This is a genomic window from Pseudomonas sp. LBUM1679, assembly GCF_059695565.1.
Genome location: NZ_CP166774.1, coordinates 4,434,047 through 4,453,924, shown reverse-complemented (window position 1 = coordinate 4,453,924; position 19,878 = coordinate 4,434,047). Strand labels below are relative to the sequence as shown.

Annotated in this window: 15 protein-coding genes; 9 read left to right on the top strand and 6 right to left on the bottom strand. The window is 60.5% G+C overall.

The annotated features are described in order from the left end of the window. Positions 1-3: 3 nt before the first annotated feature. Positions 4-1,314 (bottom strand): MFS transporter, encoded by a 1,311-nt coding sequence (locus ACA062_RS20230; protein ID WP_497452683.1) that lies wholly within the window; start codon positions 1,312-1,314, stop codon positions 4-6. 161 nt (positions 1,315-1,475) lie between these two features. Here ACA062_RS20230 and ACA062_RS20225 point away from each other — a divergent pair, with 161 nt between their 5' ends. The 9 genes from ACA062_RS20225 to ACA062_RS20185 all read left to right on the top strand — a co-directional run bounded on the left by ACA062_RS20225 (position 1,476) and on the right by ACA062_RS20185 (position 10,280). Next, positions 1,476-2,261 carry a FadR/GntR family transcriptional regulator gene (locus ACA062_RS20225; protein ID WP_497452682.1) on the top strand — a complete coding sequence of 262 codons (786 nt, stop codon included), beginning with the start codon at positions 1,476-1,478 and terminating at the stop codon, positions 2,259-2,261. A 162-nt stretch (positions 2,262-2,423) separates the two neighbouring features. Further along, entirely contained in the window at positions 2,424-3,527 is a 1,104-nt protein-coding gene (locus tag ACA062_RS20220) for a polyamine ABC transporter substrate-binding protein (RefSeq protein ID WP_497452681.1), read from the top strand. A 30-nt stretch (positions 3,528-3,557) separates the two neighbouring features. Continuing rightward, complete coding sequence (locus ACA062_RS20215) at positions 3,558-4,976, top strand: aminotransferase (RefSeq protein WP_497452680.1); 1,419 nt, start codon at positions 3,558-3,560, stop codon at positions 4,974-4,976. Positions 4,977-5,029: 53 nt separating this feature from the next. Next, positions 5,030-5,881: a helix-turn-helix transcriptional regulator gene (locus ACA062_RS20210; RefSeq protein WP_497452679.1), complete on the top strand. Its 852-nt coding sequence runs from the start codon at positions 5,030-5,032 to the stop codon at positions 5,879-5,881. Between the two features lie 81 nt (positions 5,882-5,962). Beyond that, positions 5,963-7,105, top strand: coding sequence for an ABC transporter ATP-binding protein (locus ACA062_RS20205; RefSeq protein WP_497452678.1), 1,143 nt, complete (start codon positions 5,963-5,965; stop codon positions 7,103-7,105). A gap of 35 nt (positions 7,106-7,140) precedes the next feature. After that, a complete protein-coding gene (locus tag ACA062_RS20200; RefSeq protein WP_497457463.1) occupies positions 7,141-8,022 on the top strand; it encodes an ABC transporter permease subunit in 882 nt (293 codons plus the stop codon). After that, positions 8,019-8,930, top strand: a complete 912-nt coding sequence (locus ACA062_RS20195) for an ABC transporter permease subunit (RefSeq protein ID WP_497452677.1) — start codon at positions 8,019-8,021, stop codon at positions 8,928-8,930. The genes ACA062_RS20200 and ACA062_RS20195 overlap by 4 nt, the downstream gene beginning before the upstream one ends. A 286-nt stretch (positions 8,931-9,216) precedes the next feature. After that, on the top strand, positions 9,217-9,957 hold the full coding sequence (locus ACA062_RS20190) for an AzlC family ABC transporter permease (protein ID WP_497452676.1): 741 nt from the start codon (positions 9,217-9,219) through the stop codon (positions 9,955-9,957). After that, entirely contained in the window at positions 9,954-10,280 is a 327-nt protein-coding gene (locus ACA062_RS20185; protein WP_497452675.1) for an AzlD domain-containing protein, read from the top strand. The genes ACA062_RS20190 and ACA062_RS20185 overlap by 4 nt, the downstream gene beginning before the upstream one ends. A 364-nt stretch (positions 10,281-10,644) precedes the next feature. Here ACA062_RS20185 and ACA062_RS20180 read toward each other — a convergent pair whose 3' ends face one another. From ACA062_RS20180 to ACA062_RS20160, 5 genes are all read right to left on the bottom strand, one after another. Further along, the gene (locus tag ACA062_RS20180) at positions 10,645-13,740 is read right to left on the bottom strand and encodes an efflux RND transporter permease subunit (RefSeq protein WP_497452674.1); all 3,096 of its coding nucleotides are present in this window, start codon (positions 13,738-13,740) and stop codon (positions 10,645-10,647) included. Further along, positions 13,737-14,849, bottom strand: a complete 1,113-nt coding sequence (locus ACA062_RS20175) for an efflux RND transporter periplasmic adaptor subunit (RefSeq protein WP_497452673.1) — start codon at positions 14,847-14,849, stop codon at positions 13,737-13,739. The genes ACA062_RS20180 and ACA062_RS20175 overlap by 4 nt, the downstream gene beginning before the upstream one ends. 30 nt (positions 14,850-14,879) lie before the next feature. Then, the gene (locus ACA062_RS20170; protein ID WP_497457462.1) at positions 14,880-16,397 is read right to left on the bottom strand and encodes an efflux transporter outer membrane subunit; all 1,518 of its coding nucleotides are present in this window, start codon (positions 16,395-16,397) and stop codon (positions 14,880-14,882) included. 119 nt (positions 16,398-16,516) lie between these two features. Next, complete coding sequence (locus tag ACA062_RS20165) at positions 16,517-16,732, bottom strand: hypothetical protein (RefSeq protein WP_497452672.1); 216 nt, start codon at positions 16,730-16,732, stop codon at positions 16,517-16,519. 183 nt (positions 16,733-16,915) lie between these two features. Further along, a complete protein-coding gene (locus ACA062_RS20160) occupies positions 16,916-19,813 on the bottom strand; it encodes an AAA family ATPase (RefSeq protein ID WP_497452671.1) in 2,898 nt (965 codons plus the stop codon). Positions 19,814-19,878 lie beyond the last annotated feature (65 nt).

The following is a 19,878-nucleotide window of genomic DNA, read 5'->3' as shown; positions in this document are numbered from 1 at the left end:
ACGTCAGTGGTTAACCAGTTTTCCGGGGATTCTGAAGACCAGCAGGGCGCCCAGGAACAGTGCGCTTGCCATCACATACATGCCGATCGTGGTGCTGTGGGTCGCGTCTTTGAGGAAACCCATCAAGTACGGAGAGGCAAAGCCCGCCAGGTTGCCCCAGGAGTTGATCAGGGCAATGCCGGCTGCCGCTGCGGTGCCGCCGAGGAAGGCGGTCGGCAGGCTCCAGAACAGCGGCAGGGTGCTCATGGCCCCCATGGAGCCAAGGGTCAGGCCGATCATGGACACCGTGAAGTTGTCGCTCCAGGTGGCGGAGATGAACAGGCCGATACCGCCAAGCACGGCGGTCAACGCCAGGTGCCAGCGACGCTCGCGCAGCCGATCGGCGCTGCGCGACACCAGGATCATGGTCAGTGCCGCTGCGGCATAAGGGATGGCGGTGAGCATGCCGACCTGCAAGACATCGCTGACCCCGGCCTGGCGAATCAGCGTCGGTAACCAGAAGCCCACGGTGTAGAAGCCGGCGATCATGCAGAAATAGATGGCCGTCAGCAGCCAGATGCGCGGCTGCAGGAACACCTCTTTGAGGCTGTGCTTTTGATGGCCCGCAGATTCGGCGTCGATGCGGGTCTGCAGCAGGGTTTTCTCTTCGCGGGTGAGCCAGCCGGCCTTGGAGATCCGGTCGCTGAGGCAAAAGATCACCAGGATCCCGACGGCGATCGAGGGCAGCCCTTCGAGGAAAAACAGCCACTGCCAGCCGGCAAACCCATGGGTGCCGTTAAAGGCGCTCATGATCCAGCCGGACAAGGGCGCGCCAATCAGCCCGGACAGCGGCACTGCCGTGGCGAACAGGGCGTACATCTTGCCGCGGCGGTGGGTCGGGAACCAGTAGGACAGGTAGAGGATGACACCCGGGTAGAACCCGGCTTCGGCCAGCCCCAGCAGGAAGCGCATGATGTAGAAGGACATTGGCGTACTGACCAGTGCCATGGCGGAGGAGATGATTCCCCAACTGATCATGATGCGCGCGATCCACAACCGTGCGCCGACGCGATGCAAGATCAGGTTGCTGGGAATTTCCACCAAAAAGTACGCAATGAAGAAAATCCCTGCGCCAAGCCCATAGACGGCTTCGGAAAATTGCAAATCATCGGACATCTGTAGTTTGGCAAAACCCACGTTGACCCGATCCAGATAGGCAACGAGGTAACACAGCAACAACAGCGGCAGGATACGCCAGGCGACTTTGCGGTACGCCAGGTCCTCGAAGCGGTCAGCGGGCACGCTGGCACCGGTTTGAATCACTGATTCAGTCATGTGTTTCCCCCATCCTTATTTTTGTAGTGGGTGACTTTGTTTTTATCGGATTACATGAACGGCGGTTTTTTATCATAATACGTCATACGAATTCAAGAAGGGAATGCCAGGGAGGACGGCGGGTCTAAAATGCAGTACCGTTCACCGATTTGAGTCCAGAGATGCCTATGCCCACGCCTGATAAATCTGCCTGTCCCGCCGATGCGCTGGCTGTGCTGAAGGATTCCGCCAAGGGCACGCTGTCCGATCAGGTCACTGCGGCCCTCAAGGCCTATATCGCCAACGGCGAAGCGCTGCCGGGCGCGCGCCTGCCCACGGAGCCGGTGCTCGCGGAGCGTTTCGGAGTCAGCAGGACGGTCATCCGCGAGGCGATCTCGCGCCTGAAGTCAGCCGGTCTGGTCGAGGTCCGCCAAGGCAGCGGCACCGTGGTCAGCGAAGGCGCGCACATCAAGGCGTTCACCATCGATCTGGATGTCTGCGGGTCGATCGAGGCGGTATTGCGCGTCACCGAGTTACGACGCGGTATCGAAGGGGAGGCCGCGGCACTGGCGGCGCAGCGGCGTACGCCTGAGCAGCTGGAGGCCATCCACCTGGCGCTGAAGGCCATCGATGCCGCCGAGCAGGCGGGTCGCGATGGCGTCGAGGAAGACCTGGCGTTCCATCACTCCATTTCCCGGGCGACGGGCAATCCGCTGTACCCGTCACTGCACGAATTTATCGCTCAATTCATCAAAGAGGCGATCCGCATCACGCGTTCCAACGAAGAACGCCGCCGGGACCTGGCCAAGACGGTACGCGGCGAGCACTGCGCCGTGTACGCAGCCATCGCCGCACGCGACCCTGAAGGCGCACGGCATGCGGCGCTCAATCACATCAATAACGCGGTAGAGCGGCTCAAGAGTGCCGATCCCTCGTTCTGGCAGAATCCGGGGGCGAGGACGTCATAGTGTCGTGCACACCCGGCTGCTGTTCTTGCCATGTTGCGCCCTGCCCGAGACGGTAAAAAGGCGCACACACCCATTCGGGGTATGGCGCCGTTCGGCCGATCGCTCAATAGTAGGTTCAACCGGTCATCCAGAACCGGCTTCGCTTGCTAAGGTGAATTTGCTATGCGCAAGGCCCTCATGGTGATTACCAGTCTATTACTTGCACCGCTGACACTGAACGCTCACGCCGCCGAAGTGGACGGCAGCAGAACGCTGCGGCTTTATAACTGGGCCGATTACATCGGCGAAAAAACCATTGCCGATTTTGAGAAGGCTTCCGGCATCAAAGTGATTTACGACACGTTTGATGCCTATGAAACGGTGCAGGCGAAGTTGCTCACCGGCCATTCCGGTTACGACCTGGTGGTACTGAACGCCTCCCTCGTTCCTCCACTGATCAAAGCCAAGGTGTTCCAGCCCCTGGATAAAAAGTTACTGCCAGGCTGGACCAACCTTGACCCGAAAGTCTTGCAGGATTTGCAAGGATTTGACGCCGGCACGGTGTACTCCGCACCCTATACCTGGGGCAGTAACGGCATCACTTATAACGTCGACAAGATAAAGGAACGCATGCCGGACGCGCCGATCGGTTCGCTGGCGATGATCTTCGATCCGAAAATCGTTTCGCGCTTCGCCGATTGCGGCGTCACCCTGGTCGATGCGCCCACCGAAGTCATTCCACTGGCCCTGAAGTATCTGGGACGCGACCCGCGAAGTGCCGCGCCAGAAGACCTGAAAGCCGCGCAAGAGTTGCTGTTGTCGGTGCGGCCGTACATCCGCAAATTCGACTCGGTCAATTACCTGACCAGCCTGCCCAATGGTGATGTGTGCATGGCCATGACCTGGTCTGGCGATTACGCGACCGCCATGGCCCGTGCCGAAGAAGCCAAACTGAAAATCAAACTGGCCTATTTCATCCCTACGGAAGGCTCGTTGATCTGGTTCGACAACATGTACATCCCGGCCGATGCGCCTCACGTCGTCAATGCCCACAAGTTTCTCGATTACTTGATGCAGCCACAGGTCATGGCGGACGTGACGAACTACATCCACTACGCCAACAGCAACGCGGCGGCGACACCGTTGCTCAGTGCCGACGTGCGCAATAACCCGGCGATTTATCCCGATGACGAAACCCGTCAGCGCCTGTTTCCGCAAAAAACCCAGGACGCGAAAGACATGCGCGCCATGACGCGCGTCTGGAGCACGGTAAAAAGCGGCATCTGATCATTCAACCCTTTGGTTTGAGGTTTTGGTATGGCTACTCCTACTAAGAACGTATTGTCCGCGGCCGATGAATCCCGTCTGGTCAAAGCCGACAAAGCCCATTACATGCACGGCTATCACGTGTTCGATGAGCACAGCGAACAAGGTTCCCTGAACATCGTGGCGGGTGACGGCGCCTATATTTACGACACTCAGGGCAACCGCTACCTGGATGCGGTCGGTGGCATGTGGTGCACGAACATCGGACTGGGCCGTGAGGAAATGGCGCTATCGATTGCTGAGCAGGTGCGCCAACTGGCCTATTCGAATCCGTTTTCCGACATGTCCAATAACGTCGCCATCGAACTGTGCGAAAAACTCGCCAGCCTGGCCCCTGGCGATCTCGATCATGTGTTCCTGACCACCGGCGGCTCCACGGCCGTGGACACCGCGTACCGGCTGATTCAGTACTATCAGAACTGCCGTGGCAAAACGGACAAGAAGCACATCATCGCTCGCTTCAACGCCTATCACGGCTCGACTACGCTGACGATGTCGATCGGCAACAAGGCCGCCGACCGCGTGCCGGAATTCGATTACGCCAACGACTACATTCATCACGTCTCCAACCCCAATCCGTACCGCGCCCCGGATGGCATGGATGAAGCGCAATTCCTTGAGTTTCTGATCAACGAGTTCGAGGACAAGATTCTGACCATCGGTGCGGACAAGGTCGCAGGCTTCTTTGCCGAGCCGATCATGGGCTCCGGCGGCGTGATCATTCCGCCCCAGGGTTATCTGAAACGCATGTGGGAAGTCTGCCAGCGCTACGACATTCTGTTTGTCGCCGATGAAGTGGTGACGTCGTTCGGTCGGTTGGGCAAGTTCTTCGCGTCCTATGACGTGTTCGATGTACAGCCTGACATCATCACCACGGCCAAGGGGCTGACGTCTGCTTATCTGCCGCTGGGCGCCTGCATTTTTTCCGACCGCATCTGGAAAGTCATTGCCGAGCCGGGCAAGGGCCGCTGCTTCACCCACGGTTTCACCTACAGCGGTCATCCGGTGTGCTGCACCGCAGCGCTGAAAAATATCGAGATCATCGAGCGGGAAAAACTGCTGGAACATGTCGACGTGGTGGGCGCGTACCTTGAAGAGCGGCTGTCGACACTCAGAGACTTGCCATTGGTGGGCGATGTGCGTTGTCAGAAATTCATGGCTTGCGTGGAGTTCGTGGCCGACAAACGCACCAAGGCGCTGTTTGCCGACGAGATCAACATTGGCGAAATGATTCACTCTCGAGCGCAGGCCCGAGGCCTGCTGGTGCGGCCGATCATGCACCTCAACGTAATGTCGCCGCCGCTGATTCTGTCCTGCGCTCAGGTTGATGAAATCGTCGAGATCTTGCGCGCTTGTATCCTTGAGGTGGCGGCTGAGCTAGAGCAAAGCGGCCAGTATTTCGGCCAATGAGTGCTTCAAGGCTGCGGTTACCAAATGCCGGTTCACCCGCTAGACTTCGCGGCATGAGCAAACCAGACGACGCTGCACTGATCGCTTTGTCCTTCGGGGCATTACATAAATGGCATCGCGACATGCGCGAGGCATTCGCGCATATCGACACGCTCGATGCCCTGCAATATCTGGCGTCGGCGTTTGGGCATTTGGTGTCCATCGAATCGGTTTTGATCAGCCTGGAACACAAGGACCGTGCACCACAGTTGCTGTATCAGCGTGGCATTCCGGAAAAATATCGTGAGTCGATCATCGACCGCTATTTTTCGGGTGGCTACTTGCTTGATCCGTTTTGCCTGGCGGTAGAGCAGGGATTGGCTGAAGGATTTTATCACTTGGAGGAAATAGCCCCGGACAACTTCTTCGAGAGTGAGTACTACAAAACTTACTACTTGAAAGCGGGTAGCTCCGAAGACAGTTTTTATATTGTCGATACGGTGAATGACTCGCAGATTTCAGTGAGCCTGTTTCAAGGCTTCGGTGGCGAGGCGCTCAAGGCGGAGCAACTCAATTTACTGCGAGCCGTCGAACCGCTGGTGCGGGAATTCATTAGTGAGTTTGGCCCGCGTGGCCTGCAGAAGAGTGGCGCAATACAGGCCGATGTTGAAGCTACGGTGCATGATGATTTCAAACAACGTTTGCAGGGCGCCTTTGAAAACTTTGGTCGCGAACTGCTAACCGAGCGCGAGCGCGAGGTAGCGCACATGGTGCTCCGCGGGCACTCCGTGAAGTCCACCGCGAGCCAGTTCGGTATTTCGCCAGAAACGGTTCGCATGCACCGCAAAGGTCTTTATTTGAAGCTGAAAGTTAATTCTCAGGCGGAGTTATTTGCACTGTTTTTCGAGTGGTTACGAACGAACTAAGTTATTACCCATCAGCGTATCCTAATAACAATAAGGTTGCCTTGTTCAGGCAAACGACCTCTCTGCGCGAGTGATAAATAGATGGCAGTTGCGTCCGGCGCCTATAAGAAAGCCCTCGAGGGCGACCAGTCACCTAAACAGGTGCTGGTCAAAATCGACCGGGTCACGAAGAAGTTCGACGAGACGATTGCCGTGGACGATGTGTCCCTGGAAATCAAGAAAGGCGAAATTTTCGCCCTGCTCGGCGGTTCGGGATCGGGCAAATCCACCTTGCTGCGCATGCTCGCAGGCTTTGAACGGCCCACGGAGGGGCGCATTTTCCTCGATGGCGTAGACATCACCGACATGCCGCCGTACGAGCGGCCGATCAACATGATGTTCCAGTCCTACGCCTTGTTCCCGCACATGACCGTGGCGCAGAACATCGCCTTCGGCCTCAAGCAGGACAAAATCCCCGCAGCTGAAGTCGATGCCCGTGTCGCGGACATGCTCAAGCTGGTTCAGATGACGCAGTACGCCAAGCGCAAGCCGCATCAGTTGTCCGGTGGCCAGCGTCAGCGTGTGGCCCTGGCGCGTTCCCTGGCCAAGCGACCGAAGCTGTTGCTGCTCGACGAACCGATGGGGGCGCTGGACAAGAAGCTGCGCTCGCAAATGCAGCTTGAACTGGTCGAGATCATCGAGCGGGTCGGCGTGACCTGCGTGATGGTGACCCACGATCAGGAAGAGGCCATGACCATGGCCGAGCGCATCGCGATCATGCACCTGGGCTGGATCGCCCAGATCGGCAGTCCGATCGACATTTACGAAACCCCGACCAGCCGCCTGGTCTGCGAATTCATCGGCAACGTCAATATCTTCGACGGTGAAGTGGTGGACGACGCCGAAGGCCATGCGCTGATCACCTGCAAGGATCTGGACCGCAACATCTACGTCGGTCACGGCATCAGCACCTCGGTGCAGGACAAGTCGGTCACCTACGCGATCCGTCCGGAAAAACTGCTGGTGACCCCGATCATGCCGACCTGCGAATACAACTGGTCCAGCGGCAAGGTGCACGACATCGCCTACCTGGGCGGTCACTCGGTGTTCCACGTCGAATTGCCGAGCGGCAAGATCGTCCAGTCTTTCGTCGCCAACGCCGAGCGCCGCGGTCAGCGCCCGACCTGGGGTGACCAGGTTTACGTGTATTGGGAAGACGACAGCGGCGTGGTACTTCGCTCATGAACATGCGCAAATTCAAACGCCGCCTCAATCGAATAATTCCCGGTGGCCGCCAGTTGGTCATCGGGGTTCCATTCATCTGGCTGTTCCTGTTCTTCATGCTGCCGTTCTTCATCGTGTTGAAGATCAGCTTTGCCGAAGCCGACGTGGCCATTCCGCCGTACACCGAGATCTACAGCTACCTCGATCAAAAGGTGCAGTTGCTGCTTAACCTGGGCAACTACGCGATGCTGGCCGACGACGAGTTGTACATCGCCGCTTACCTCGGCTCGTTGAAGATGGCGCTGATCAGTACCGTCCTCTGTTTGCTGATCGGTTACCCGATGGCCTACGCCATTGCCAGTGCCCGCAAAGAGATGCAAACGGTGCTGGTGCTGTTGATCATGATGCCGACCTGGACCGCGATCCTGATCCGCGTTTATGCGTGGATGGGCATCCTCAGCAACAACGGTCTGCTCAACGGCTTCCTGATGACCATGGGCTGGATCGATGAACCGCTGCAGATCCTCAACACCAACCTCGCTGTGTATATCGGGGTGGTGTATTCGTACCTGCCGTTCATGATCCTGCCGCTCTACGCCAACCTGGTGAAACACGACAACAGCCTGTTGGAGGCTGCGTCCGACCTGGGTTCGAGTACCTTCAACAGCTTCTGGAAGATCACCATTCCGCTGTCCAAGAATGGCATCGTCGCAGGCGCAATGCTGGTGTTCATCCCGGTCGTGGGCGAGTTCGTGATCCCGGAACTGCTCGGTGGCCCGGAAACCCTGATGATCGGTAAAGTGCTGTGGCAAGAGTTCTTCAACAACCGTGACTGGCCAGTAGCGTCTGCCTTGGCGGTGGTCATGCTGGCGATCCTGATCGTGCCCATCATCCTGTTCAACCGTAGCCAGGCCAAAGAAATGGAGGGCAAGGAATGAAGCGCTTCCGTTTCTCAAGTTTCATGCTGATAGCGGGTTTGCTGTTCATCTACGCGCCGATGCTGATCCTGGTGATCTACTCGTTCAACGCCTCCAAGCTGGTGACGGTTTGGGGGGGCTGGTCGATCAAGTGGTACGTCGGGTTGATGGACAACACCCAACTGATGGGCTCGGTGGTGCGCTCGCTGGAAATCGCCTGCTACACGGCGGTGGCGGCGGTGGCGCTGGGTACGTTGGCGGCGTTCGTGCTGACCCGTATCACCCATTTCAAGGGGCGTACGCTGTTCGGTGGCCTGGTCACCGCGCCTTTGGTGATGCCGGAAGTGATCACCGGTCTGTCGCTGTTGCTGCTGTTCGTGGCGATGGCGCAGATGATCGGTTGGCCACAGGAGCGTGGCATCGTCACCATCTGGATCGCCCACACCACGTTCTGTGCGGCGTATGTGGCGGTGGTGGTGTCGGCGCGCTTGCGTGAGCTGGACCTGTCCATCGAAGAGGCGGCGATGGATCTCGGTGCGCGGCCGTGGAAGGTGTTCTTCCTGATCACCATCCCGATGATCGCGCCATCCCTGGGGGCGGGCGGCATGATGTCCTTCGCCCTGTCCCTGGATGACCTGGTGTTGGCCAGTTTCGTCTCGGGCCCCGGTTCGACCACCCTGCCGATGGAAGTGTTCTCGGCGGTGCGCCTGGGGGTCAAACCGGAGATCAACGCCGTGGCCAGCCTGATTCTGCTGGCGGTATCGTTGATGACGTTCCTGGTCTGGTTCTTCAGCCGCCGCGCCGAAGAAAGTCGCAAGCGTGCGATCCAGCAGGCGATCGAGGAAGGCGCTGCCGATTCAGGGAAGCCCCAGCACTTCATCCCATCACACCAAGTCTCTAAGTGCCTTGTAGCTGATCCAGTGGCTTAACCACTGATCGACGTCATTACGCGACGGACGGCATTAAGCGCAGGGCCTGATCAGGCCCTGCGCTTTTAGCCATAACAAAAAACTACCTGTTTTCGCGAAAAAAGTCGGTTCTACCCATCGGGCTCCGGGTCCACACTCTACCGCACGATGGGCGGCGGACCATGGGCCAGGCAATGGTCTGCGTAGATGGCTTGCAATAACTCCAGCTTATCCTGTATCCAGTTTCAGAGCAGCCGGTGTACGGTCAACCGAATCGGCGGCGCGAACAAAAATACAAGGAGACGAAATGCTGTACCGAACAGGAAGGGAAGCGTTCATGCAAGGTGTCCGGGCGCTGATTCCATTGAGCCCCGGCGTCGTGCCTTTCGGCTTGCTGACGGGGGTCATGGCGATCGACATGGGCCTGTCGCCGGGCACGACCATGGGCATGACGCTGCTGTTCTACTCCGGATCCGCGCAGATGGTCGCACTGCAACTGCTCCATACGGGCATTGTGCCGCTGGCGATCGTGGTCACCGCGCTGGTCATCAACCTGCGCTTCATCATGTACAGCGCGTCACTGGCCCCCTCTCTGCATCACTTGCCCCGGCGCTGGACGTGGCCGTTGTCCTACATGCTTTCCGACCAGTCCTACGCGCTGTGCAGCCTCAAGCTTTCCTCAGGCGAACTGGGGCCATTTGCTCACTACTACTATGCCGGCACCACCGTTGCCATGTGGCTGTCCTGGCAATTATCGGTATTGGCGGGCATTTATCTGGGCGCAAGCATCCCCGAGACCTGGTCATTGGGCTTTGCCATACCGCTTTCCTTCCTGGCGCTTCTGGTTCCCGGCCTACGTAGCGCGGCAACCCTGGGCGCCGCCACGGTCGGTGGGCTGCTCGCCGCGATTGCAGTCGATATGCCGTACAACCTTGGTCTGGTCACCGCTTCCATCGGCGGTGTCATGGCGGGTCTGCTGATCGAGAGTGTTCGCAAACGCCCATCGAGCGGTGCGTCGACCCCTGACGTCGAGAGGGAGACGCGATGAGTGATCTAGCCATGTGGGGACTGTTCCTGGCGGTCGGCCTGGGAACCTTCGCCATGCGTCTTTCCTTTGTCGAACTGTATGGCCGGTTGCGCATCCCGTCGGTGCTGAGACGGGCCTTGCTGTACGTACCGGCGAGTGTGCTGGCGGCCCTGGTGCTGCCCGCCGTGGTGTACCCCAATGGGCAGGGTGAATTCGTGTTGAGTAACCCCCAGATACCCGCGGCCATTATTGCGGCGTGGGTTGCCTGGCAGACTCGGAATACGATGCTGACACTGGCGGTTGGGATGGGAGGGTTGTGGTTATTCAAGTTTATGGGGATGTAAGGCGGCCATATGCCGTCGCTATGACCCACTGCGCAGAACCGGAACGGAGTCTCTCGACGGGGCGTGTACCGCAACCACCAATGCGAGGCGGCCCAACGGCCGGCCAATCCTTCAGCGCACGCGTACCCCTGTAGGAGCTGTCGAGCGAAGCGAGGCTGCGATCTTTTGATCTTGCTTCTCAGCGATCTCGAGAAGATCAAGATCAAAAGATCGCAGCCTGCGGCAGCTCCTACATTGACCGCGTCCGGCGCAATTTTGCGAAACTACCTCGATCCCGTAGGAGCTGCCGCAGGCTCGGGCCGCGTTCGGATAACTCTGCAGCCTGATAGCGGTGAGGTCCGGGGGCCCAACGCCACGGCCCTCATCACTCAGAAGCGAGCGCTGCGTCACCCCTCACCGGTTGGGTGCCAGCGACCGTCTGGCGACCCACCTTGAACCATGCGGCGTACAACGCCGGGACGAAGAAAATCGTCAGCAGCGTCGCCACGGTAAGGCCGCCCATGATCGCAATGGCCATCGGTCCCCAGAACACACTGCGTGTTAGCGGGATCATTGCAAGCACAGTGGCCAGCGCCGTCAGCATTACCGGACGGGCTCGGTGAATGGCGGCATCCAGCACAGCGTTCCACGGGTCGCGCCCCTCGGCGATCTCGATTTGTACTTGATCGATCAGGATCACCGCGTTCCGCATGATCATGCCACCCAGTGCGATGATGCCCAGGATCGCGACGAAGCCCAGCGGTGACTGAAACACCAGCAGCGCGGGCACCACACCGATCAAGCCCAGCGGTGCAGTCAGCATCACCATCCACATGCGGGAGAAGTTCTGCAGTTGCAGCATGAGCAGTAACAGGATGGTGATCAGCATCAGCGGGGCCACCGCGAGCAGCGCCTTGTTCGCCTTGTCACTTTCCTCAACCGCTCCTCCCACATCGATGCGGTAACCGGTCGGCAGCCTGGCTTCGATGTCCTTAAGCAACGGCTGGATTTCCTGCGTCACCGATACACCCTGCTCACCATCCTTCACGTCGGCACGCACCGTGATCGCCATGTCGCGATTGCGACGCCACAGTACCGGCTCTTCCAGTTCAGAGCGCACCTGTGCGACTTGCGACAGCGGCACCACCGTGCCTTGACGTGTGTAGAGGTTGATGTCTTTCAGTGTGTCGAGGTTCAAGCGTTCCCCTGGCACGGCACGGGCCACGATGTCGATCAGGTCCTCGCGTTCACGTAGCTGAGACAGGGTTGCGCCGTTCATCACGGTCTGGGTCGCCAATGACACGTCGGCTGGGGTGAGGCCAAGCGCGCTCGCCTTGTCCTGATCAAGCTCCACTTTCAGCGTACGCACCGGGTCGTTCCAGTCGAGCTGGAGGTCGCGCACCTTTTGGTTGGACGCCACCACCTTCTCCACGTCACGGGCGATCTTGCGCACCACCTGGGTATCGGGGCCGACGACGCGGAACTGCACCGGGTAGCCGACAGGTGGCCCCAACTCGAGCCGGGTCACGCGTACCCACGCCTGTGGGAATTGTTGGTCAGCCGAGGCCACCAGCCGCGCACGTACCCGCTCGCGTGCATCCAGATCCTTGGTCATCACAACGAACTGGGCAAAACCCGGATTGGGCAGCTCGGGGTTGAGCGAGAGATAGAAACGCGGTGCGCCAGCGCCGGTGTAAGCGGTATAGAAACGCACGTCCTCGTCTTTCGCCAGGATCTCCTCCAAGTGCTTGACCTGCTCGGTCGTCGCGGCGAACGAGGAGCCTTCCTTGACACGCAGGTCAATGACCAGTTCAGGACGCGAACTGTTGGGGAAGAATTGCTGCGGCACCAGCTTGATACAGGCCAGAGCGAGCACAAGAGCGCCAACCGTCGCACCGATGACCACCCAGCGGCGCTCGATGGCGGCGTCGATCAGGCGGCGCAGGCTGCGGTAGAACCTGGTGTCGTGCGGATCTGCGTGCTGGTGCGTGCCCAAGTCGTTGGGCAGCATCTTGACCGCCAGGTACGGTGTGAAGATGCCGGAACAGATCCACGAGAACAGCACCGCGGCGCCAACGATCCAGAAAATGCCACCCGCGTACTCGCCGGTGGTGGACTTCGAGAGGCCGATCGGCAGGAAGCCTACGACGGTGATAAGTGCGCCGGTCAGGCGCGGCATGGCGGTGGACTGATAGGAAAAGGCGGCCGCCTTCACGCGGTCCATGCCGGTTTCCATCTTCGCCACCATCATCTCGATGGCGATGATGGCGTCATCCACCAGCAGTCCCAACGCGATAATCAGTGAGCCGAGCGAGATGCGCTCGAGGTTCCAGCCCATCGCCAGCATCACCAGCGCCACGCCGCCCAGCACCAGCGGCACCGTGGCCGCGACCACGAGGCCTGCGCGCCAGCCCAGGCTGGCCAGGCTCACCGCGATCACAATGATCAGCGCCTCGGCCAGCGCACGCCCGAAGTCCAGGATTGCATCCTTTACCGTGGTCGGCTGGTCGGCCACCAGCTCCAGCTCCACGCCGTGCGGCAGTTCCGACTGGATCTTGGCGACTGCCGTGTCCATCGCCTTGCCAAGGTCCACGATGTTGCCGTCGCTGGTCATTGTGATGCCGAGCATCAGCACCGGCTGTCCGTTGTGACGCACCGTGTAGGTCGGCGGATCCTCGAAGCCACGTGCAACGGTCGCGATGTCGCCAAGCTTGATCAGCCGGCCGCCCGCAGAGATGGGCACGTTGCGGATAGCCTCTTCGCTGGCGAATTGGCCACTCACGCGCACCATGACGCGATCGCCGCGGGTGTCGATCTGGCCTGCGGGCAGCATTGCATTCTGGCTCTTGAGGCTGTCGGCGATGGTCAGCGGGGTAATGCCCAGTGCGGCCAGGCGCTCGTGCGAGAACTCGACGTAGACACGCTTGGCCTGCTTGCCGATGAGATCGATCTTCTTGACCATCGGCACCTTCAGCATCTGGCGCTTGATATCCTCAGCCGCGGCCGACAGGTCGGCGTGACCGACACCGTCGCCCTTGACCGCGTACATCAGGCCATACACGTCGCCGTATTCGTCGTTCAGGATCGGGCCGATCACGCCGTCAGGCATCTCGAGGCTCAGGTCGTTGAGTTTCTTGCGCGCCTGGTACCAGGCTTCTCGCTGGTCAGCCTTGGAAGTGCCGCCGCGCACGGTGAGTGTCATGCCTGCGTAGCCTTGCCGCGCGTAGGTGACCACCTTCTCGAAGTTGTCGATCTGCTCGAATTTCTTCTCCATGCGGTTGAGGACCTGGTCCTGCAACTGCTGGGCAGTGGCGCCCGGCCAGATGACCATGGCGGTCATGGAGGGCACGGAAAAGTTCGGATCCTCGAGCTGACCGAGCCTGGTGAAGCTGAAGACGCCGGCCACCGCGACAATCAGGAGCATGAACAGGACGATGGCGCGATGGCGCAACGCCCAGTCGGTGAGGTTGAGGTTATTCATCGGGCGGCCTGCTGCGTGGTATTCGCCTCAACGATCGCCGCACCGGGGAGCGCGACCTTCAGTCCGGACGTCATCTTCTGGACGCCGGCGGTTACAACCAATACGCCAGCCTGCGGCCCGGAGACGAGCACCTCATCATTGCGGTAGCTCCAAACTGTCACACGCTCCAGATCGACAATGCCTGCCGGATCATTGCCCGTGGGCGTGACCACCCACAGCGCCGGCTGACCGTCACTCTGCGTCAATGCCGTGGCTGGCACTGCCGCCACAGAGACACTTGTCATGACTCGCTCGGCCTTAACCGTGGCGGTGGCGCCCAGCGGCAGCGCCTGTAACGGCTTGAGCCGCGCGCGATAGGTGCGCGTCTGCGCTGCCGCCTGCGGCGACAGCTCGCGCAGCGTGACATCGAAGACCTCGCTCGGCGCACTGGCCAGCGAGGCCTTGAAACGCGCGTCCTTGAAGACGGCTAGCTGATCCTCGGGCACGTCGATGACGATCTCGGATTCATCCGGGTTCGCGATCGAGACAACTGGTTGACCCTCCGGCACGACCTGCCCGGCCTCAAAGCGCACAGCCGTGACGACGCCGCTACGCGAGGCGCGCAGCACGGTGTACTTGAGGCGGTTGCGCGCGAGTTCGAGCTTTCGAGCCTCGGCCTCGGCGGTCGCATGCGCGGTTTGGGCATTGGTCTGCGCGCGCTCGGCGTCGGCCGCACTGACCGAGCCGTCAGCCTTCAACGCGGTCAGGCGCTGGCGGTCCGAGTCGGCTTGGCGTGCCTGCTCGACAGCAACTGACCACTGTTGTCGCGACGATTCCTCGGCGAGGCGGTAGTCGGCGTCATCCAGCACAGCCAGGATGTCGCCTTCACGCACAAACTGGCCTACATCAACCTTGCGCTGGGCTACCTTGCCGCCCACGCGGAAGGCTTGGTCGACTTCATGTCGCGACTGTACGGTGCCCACATAGCGACTGCTGTCGCGGGCATTGTCGTAGCTGATTGCAACGGTGCGCACCGGTCGTGGTGCCTGCACGGTGGGCTGGTCGGGGCTACACGCGGACAGCATGACCGCTACGGCCAAGGTGCCCGCCGCAGTAAGGGAATTCTTCAAGACAGTTCCTCTTTGGAAAACGACAGATTCTTAGGAAAGTGGTGGCCGGTCGGCTTTTGCGGATGCGGTTGGATTGGAGGGTTGTTCGAACACCTGCCAGCCCCCGCCCAGTGCTTTGTATAGCTGCACGCTATTGAGCAGCAGACGGGTGTTGCTGTCGTTGGCGCTCAGGCGTGCCGCCAGGCGCGCACGCTGCGAATCCAGCAGAGGCAACAGGTCAATTTGCCCGCGGTTATAGAGTGACTGGGCGCGACTTTGTGCCGTCTCTGCGGAAGCGGCGGCCAATTGAAGCGACCCGGAGCGGCGGCGTTCCTGCGCAAGCGTGACCAGGGCGTTTTCCACATCTTCAAGCGCCCGCACGATGCCGTCTTCGGCGCGCAGCAGCGCCTCTTGTTGAGCACTTTCAGCCGCTTCGTTGATTGCTTGCGTGCGCCCGGCGTTGAAGAGCGGCATCGCCAGCAGGCCTGCGACGTTGGTGAAGCGCGCAGCGCCGAGATCGGCACCGTTCAGGTTGAGACCCTGGCGGCCGAAGGACGCACCAAGGAAGAGTTGGGGGAACCATTCAGCTTTCGCTTGCTGGCGACGTGCATTGGCGGCGTCGAGCTGTGCCATCAACGCCAGTACGTCAGGGCGGCGTTGCAGCAGCTCGGCGGGCTGGCCGGGCTTGGCCTCGGGCACGTCGGTCAAATCACCTGTTGAAGGCTGGATGTTCTTGGTGTTGAAAGACTGGTCTGCGATCAGTACCGCAATTCGGTGACGTGACACCGCAACTTGGGTTTCCAGCGGCGGAATCTGCGCCCGCGCCGACAATGCGTCGGTCTGCGCGCGTTCGACGTCGAAGGCGGATGCCAGCCCCACCTGTTGACGCGCGGTGACCAAGCGCAGCGTCTCGTCCTGCATCGCCGAGATTGCGCGAAGCGTCGCGACCTGGCGCTGCGCACCGACCAGTGTGAAGTAGTTGCTAACGACGTCGCTCATCACCAGCAGGCGCACTCCACGCATGCTGTGTTCAGCGGCTAGCGCATCGGCGTCAGCCGCCGCTGCGCCGGCTCGCAGACGGCCGCTCAGGTCGAGTTCCCACGAGACGTCCAGACCCACACTGGTGGTTTTGGTATCCGGATAACCCCGTTTCGTGGCGGAGTTGTAGCCGCTGCTTCGGTCACTGCCGGAGGCGGAGGCTCCGACGCTCGGGAGCAGCCAGGACTGGCTGACCGTTTCTCCGGCACGCGCGGCACGCAAGCGCTCGGCGGCTATCTTGACGTCGCGGTTCTCACGCGCGGCTCGGCGCACCAGATCCGTCAGCAATGGGTCGTGGTAGACCTCCCACCAGGCCGCCTCGGGTTCCATCTCGGAGGCCGTACTGGCGGCGAAGTTGCTCGGGACTTCGACCGATGGCTTGGCGACAGGTGTGGAGCAGCCGGAAAGGGCGAGGGAAATCGAAGTGACAAGGGCTACCGCAATAACTAAGCCAGTCGTGCGCTCGATGCGCTGTAAGGTTGTCCGACCGATGTGGTGGGACAGCGGATGGGAAGTGAAAAATCGCGACATCAGAGTGAGCTCGTGTAAATTCGAGGTTGCATCAGCGTAGGTTCCGGTGCGCGCGAAGTCGTCAGCGAACCGTCGCCGTTCGGTCGCCATGCGCTCATTTATGTTTATGTTGGAAGGAGTCACTCGCGGTCAGTGTCTACAACCTGATCACTGGCGGCCGACGCTAGATCCGAGTCAATCGACTCCAGCAACTCTTCGGCAGACGAGAACTCGCGTTGACGTCCGGTGACCAGGTTTTCGAGGCGGCCCACGAGGGCCCCCGGCGCGGCATCACTACGCATCTTGACTACATATGCGCGGCGGCTCGGGTATTTGGATTCAGGGTTCAGGCTCATCACGGACCAAGGGATCAAGAAAGTTCGACGACAGCGTAGGCTGCCCCCTGGGTCGAGTCGTAAGCGAAAGGTCAGAGTTTGGTCGGGACAGCACCCGCAAAACAGAGACGGAGGCCAGCGGTTTTAGCCACGCTGAGTGGGCGCGATATCAGTTCACCAGGCAATGAAGGGAACGCGGTCGCTTCAAGTCGACTTAGCAGCCAGAAGCAGTGAGTGCGCACGTTTCACCAGTTCGGTTCCGGCAGTTTCGGGCAATTGGTCAGTCAGAGTCGACAATGCCTGATGATCCTCGGCCGTAACCTCGTGGTGCTCACACAACTCCACCAGCGCTAGCAGCTCCAGCCACGATGCTTCCTGGGCGCGTGCCTCCTCAATCGCAGCCCGTACTGCCGCGTTACTGGCGTCCGACCGACCCTGAGCTCGCGCGATCGCGGCCTCCAGCAGCAACAACTGCGGCAGGTATACGCGTTCGCCCAGTTCCTCTCCCACCCGGAAGGCTTCCTGCAATTCAACGTGCGCTGCGTCGTAATGGCCTGCAAGTAGCAGCGCCTCGGCGGCGTAGCCGAGTACCTCGCTGGCACCGGAGCGCATACCGAGTCCGGTGTGTTCCTCGTAGGCCTTACGGATGTGCAGGTAGCCGTCGTGGGGGGTACCGTTACGCGCGTCGGCCCAGCCGCGCCACCAGCGGCAGGCTGTGCGCCCGAGTGCGAGCGAATATTCATCAACGAGCATCTGCATGTCGTCAGCCAACGCTGCCACCCGCACGGGGTTTCCCAGTCGTACCTCGATCAACACCTCCTGCCAAGTGGCGACCAGCCAGGTCATAGGTTGTCGAAGCGTATGCGCGCGGGTTCGTGCCTGCTGCATATGGATTCGCCCTTGCTCAATCAGGCCAGACCGCACCAGCTCGATGGCCAGCATACCGTGCAGCATGACCTGGGGATCTGCCGCAAAGATCTCGTTTGTCCCTATGCCCAGCGACTCGGCGATTGCGAGGGCGCGCTCTAGCCAAGTGCGAGTTGTTTTTGTGCGGCCCTGGAGGTGATGCACCTCGCCCTGAACGATGCACGCCGCCAGCATGAGCTCTTGATCGTTTGCGTTTAGGGAGAGAGCCTCAGCACGCTCTGCCACTTCCAAAGCCTGCAAATAGTCTCCGCGCAGACCGAGCAGATAGCCGAACCCGTGCAGGAGGCGACCGCGCATGGGGTGCTCGGGTACATCCGCGAGCAGCGAGTACGCACGTTCGAAAGCGCCCTTGGTTTCGTTGCCGACACCGAACATGTGGAAGGCCGAAACTCCCTGCAACGTGGCCAAGGTAATTTCGAGCGTATCGCGCTCCGTCCCTTCGGGTGCCTGCATAAGAAGGAGTAGGGCGCGCTCAGTGAGGCCGATGCACAAGTCCGGGCTGAAGTGCAGTAGCGCGGCTTCTGCGGCCTCGGCGTAGTAGCGCAGCGCGTTCATCGGCAGCCGAGCACGGTCGAAGTGCATCGCCAGTTCCGAGGCAGCAACCGGCACACCGGCCGAGCGCTCGCGTTCGAGGGCATTGCCAACCTGGCCATGGAGATCGATGCGCAACGAACGCGGCGTGCGCTCATACAGCACCTGGCGAAAAAGGGCGTGTCGGAACGAGTAAGGAGGCTCTACCGCCTCGTCAACATCGGGAGTCCGCGATTGTGTGAGCCATACCTGCTCACGCATCAGTTCCTCACAGGCGCCGATCACCAAAGAGAGATTGCGCTCGAGGGCCAGCGAAACCGTCTCAATCCGGAAGTCGGACCCGCACACCGCAGCCGCCGAGAGGAGTGTACGTTGCGCCGGATCAAGCTTGGCGATGTAGTGATCAATGATGGCGGCTAAGTTGTCGGGAACCGCCAGATCCGCCAGTCGAGCTTCGATGGTGGTTTCGTCTTCTTTTGCATCCATCACTTCGCTGATGATTGAGGAAACGAACAATGGCACGCCGTCGGTCCGTTCGTGCAGGGCGCGCACGAAGTCTTCATCGCGTGCCAGTGAGGCTGAACGCAGCGCCACAAAGTCGGCGACTTCAGTTTCCGAAAAAGGATCGAGCACCACTTCCTCGCACAAGCGTTGCAGACGCAGTTCGTGGCGCAATGAGCTGAGCGGATGGTCGAGCGCCACCACTTCGGCAAGGCGGAAGCTCGACAGCCACATGAGCCGCGCGGGGCCACGTCGGCGGGCCATGTAGTTGATGAGCTGGACCGTCGCCCGATCACTCCAGTGCAGGTCTTCGGTCACCAGCAACATCGGGCGCACCTCTGTGTAGCGGTCCAACAACTCACCGAATTCCCTCAGCATGCGTTCCGGGCCGACGCCGGCCAGTTCGCGCCGCAATTCGTCACGCTCCTCCGTGCTACTCAGCCACGGCAATTGCAGAAGCCAGGTTGGTGCCACATCGCGCAACAACAGCGGCAGGGTCGGGTCGCTGCGGCACAGATCGGCCAACGCCTCCAGCACCGGCAGGTACGGTTCGCCGGTGCCGAAGTGCTCCATGCAATGGCCGCGTGCGCAAGCGATGCCGCCAAGGCCGGCGAGAAAATGTTCGATCAGCGTGGTCTTGCCTATCCCCGGTTCTCCAGCAAGCCAAACCACGGCACGCTGGCCGTCACCGGCTCGCTCCCACGCCCGTTGCAGCCTGGTGATCTCGTCGATGCGACCGATGAATGACGGCAACGGATGCGTGTCACCCGCCGCCGCCACCGGGGATGCAGGCGGCATCGAAGAAGCAGAGGCCGACACGGCGATGAATCGATAGCCACGCCGCGACACCGTCTCGATAAAACGAGGATGCTTGGGATCATCGCCCAACACCTTGCGTAGATCGCTGATGGCCGTTTTCAAGACCGATTCGCTGACGTATCGATGCCCCCACACGGCATCCAGCAAGGCATCTTTGGATACCAACGAGCCCGGCTGGCGTGCGAGCACACACAACAACAGAAAAGGGGTAGGCGCCAACGCCAACGCTTGCCCATCACGCAACAACCAAGCGTTGGCCTCGTCGAGTTCGAACTCGCCAAAGTCAAGCAGTACGGGGGTCGGATGGGGTTGCGGACGCGCCACGATTGATTCCTAAATGCTAAAAACATGGTGGTGCGCTGAAGAAAGATTCGCACGGGGTTCGATGC

Bases quoted from the DNA above. Each gene is read 5' to 3' on its own strand.
- ACA062_RS20230 (WP_497452683.1), bottom strand. From the start codon at position 1,314: ATGACTGAATCAGTGATTCAAACCGGTGCCAGCGTGCCCGCTGACCGC.
- ACA062_RS20225 (WP_497452682.1), top strand. From the start codon at position 1,476: ATGCCTATGCCCACGCCTGATAAATCTGCCTGTCCCGCCGATGCGCTG.
- ACA062_RS20220 (WP_497452681.1), top strand. From the start codon at position 2,424: ATGCGCAAGGCCCTCATGGTGATTACCAGTCTATTACTTGCACCGCTG.
- ACA062_RS20215 (WP_497452680.1), top strand. From the start codon at position 3,558: ATGGCTACTCCTACTAAGAACGTATTGTCCGCGGCCGATGAATCCCGT.
- ACA062_RS20210 (WP_497452679.1), top strand. From the start codon at position 5,030: ATGAGCAAACCAGACGACGCTGCACTGATCGCTTTGTCCTTCGGGGCA.
- ACA062_RS20205 (WP_497452678.1), top strand. From the start codon at position 5,963: ATGGCAGTTGCGTCCGGCGCCTATAAGAAAGCCCTCGAGGGCGACCAG.
- ACA062_RS20195 (WP_497452677.1), top strand. From the start codon at position 8,019: ATGAAGCGCTTCCGTTTCTCAAGTTTCATGCTGATAGCGGGTTTGCTG.
- ACA062_RS20190 (WP_497452676.1), top strand. From the start codon at position 9,217: ATGCTGTACCGAACAGGAAGGGAAGCGTTCATGCAAGGTGTCCGGGCG.
- ACA062_RS20185 (WP_497452675.1), top strand. From the start codon at position 9,954: ATGAGTGATCTAGCCATGTGGGGACTGTTCCTGGCGGTCGGCCTGGGA.
- ACA062_RS20180 (WP_497452674.1), bottom strand. From the start codon at position 13,740: ATGAATAACCTCAACCTCACCGACTGGGCGTTGCGCCATCGCGCCATC.
- ACA062_RS20170 (WP_497457462.1), bottom strand. From the start codon at position 16,397: ATGTCGCGATTTTTCACTTCCCATCCGCTGTCCCACCACATCGGTCGG.
- ACA062_RS20165 (WP_497452672.1), bottom strand. From the start codon at position 16,732: ATGAGCCTGAACCCTGAATCCAAATACCCGAGCCGCCGCGCATATGTA.